This is a genomic window from Burkholderia sp. BCC0397, from assembly GCF_902832865.1.
GTDB lineage: Bacteria > Pseudomonadota > Gammaproteobacteria > Burkholderiales > Burkholderiaceae > Burkholderia.
In genome coordinates this window covers 1-1,284 of the sequence record NZ_CADFDL010000031.1, presented here as the reverse complement: position 1 = coordinate 1,284, position 1,284 = coordinate 1, and the positions used below count along the sequence as shown (strand labels likewise).

The 1,284-nt window shown below is 61.2% G+C and carries 1 protein-coding gene; it reads right to left on the bottom strand.

Features of this window, described 5'->3' with window-relative positions:
* Positions 1-61: 61 nt before the first annotated feature.
* Positions 62-1,197 (bottom strand): IS3 family transposase gene (locus HWX03_RS36620; protein ID WP_175874673.1). Its coding sequence is split into 2 segments (ribosomal slippage): positions 62-942 and positions 942-1,197, totalling 1,137 coding nucleotides; the frame shifts between segments, so codons are not numbered across the junction.
* Between the last annotated feature and the right edge of the window lie 87 nt (positions 1,198-1,284).

The window sequence follows — 1,284 nt, the reverse complement described above, 5'->3', positions numbered from 1 at the left end:
AGAGGTGGCCTCGCTCATTCGGACAGTTTTCTGAGATTTTTAAGTGGAACGTCCGAGGCAATCATGCTGCCGATTTGATCGCAGGCAGCGTCGCGAAGTATGCCTCATCCGGCGTCTGATCCTCCAGGCTCGAATGGGGCCGTTTCCGGTTGTACAGATCGATGTATTCGCCGATGGAGCGCCGGGCGTGGCTGACCGACTCGTACGCTTTCAAATAGACTTCTTCGTACTTGATGCTGCGCCAGACTCGCTCGACGAACACGTTGTCGCGCCAAGCCCCTTTGCCGTCCATCGACAACCGGACCTGTCGGCCCAGCACGGCGTCGGTGAACGCGCCCGCCGTGAACTGACTGCCCTGATCGGTGTTCACGATGTCCGGCAGCCCGTAGCGCGCAAACGCTTCCTCCAGCGCGTCAACAGCGTGCGAGGCTTCCAATGTGATGGCAACCCGGTGCGCGAGAATCTTGCGGCTCGCCCAGTCCACCACTGCCGTCAGGTACACGAAGCCGCGAGCCATCGGAATGTACGTCGTGTCGAGAGCGAACACCTGATTGGCCCGGTCGATCTTCATGCCGCGCAGCAGGTACGGCCAGATCTTGTGCTGCGCGTTGCGGCGGCTCGTGTTCGGCTTGCAGTACAGCGCTTCCGCGCCCATGCGCTTCATCAGCGTCCGCACACGCCGGCGGCCGACTTCATGGCCTTCCCGGCGTAACAGACGCGCCAGCATCCGCGCTCCGGCAAATGGAAACTCCATGTGCAATTCGTCAATCCGTCGCATCAGCAACTCATCCGCTCCGTTCACCGGCTGTGGCCGGTAATACACGCTCGATCTCGCCACACCGACGAGACGGGCCTGCTGCGCAATCGGCAACGTGTGCTTACGGTCGATCATTTCTTTGCGCTCAGCAATCCCGCCTTGTCGAGCGCGCCGCTTAAAAAATCATTTTCTAGCGCCAGTTGCCCGATCTTCGCATGCAGCGATTTCAGATCAACCGGTGGCTCGTTCGACGGCGCTCCGCCCGCCCCGAACACGTCCGCCGCGCGCTCCTGCAATTGCCGTTTCCATTCCGTGATCTGGTTCGGGTGCACATCGAACTGCTGTGCCAGTTCCGCCAGCGTCCGCTCGCCCTTGACCGCAGCCAGCGCCACTTTCGCCTTGAACGCCGCTGAGTGCGTCCGCCGGGTTCTCTTCGTCATTTCTCGGATTCCTTTGCCTGCATTATCGCCGGCTCAGGCCCTGGCCGTTCCACTTATCCGGTTGTCTGAATTCGCGCGGCCACCTCT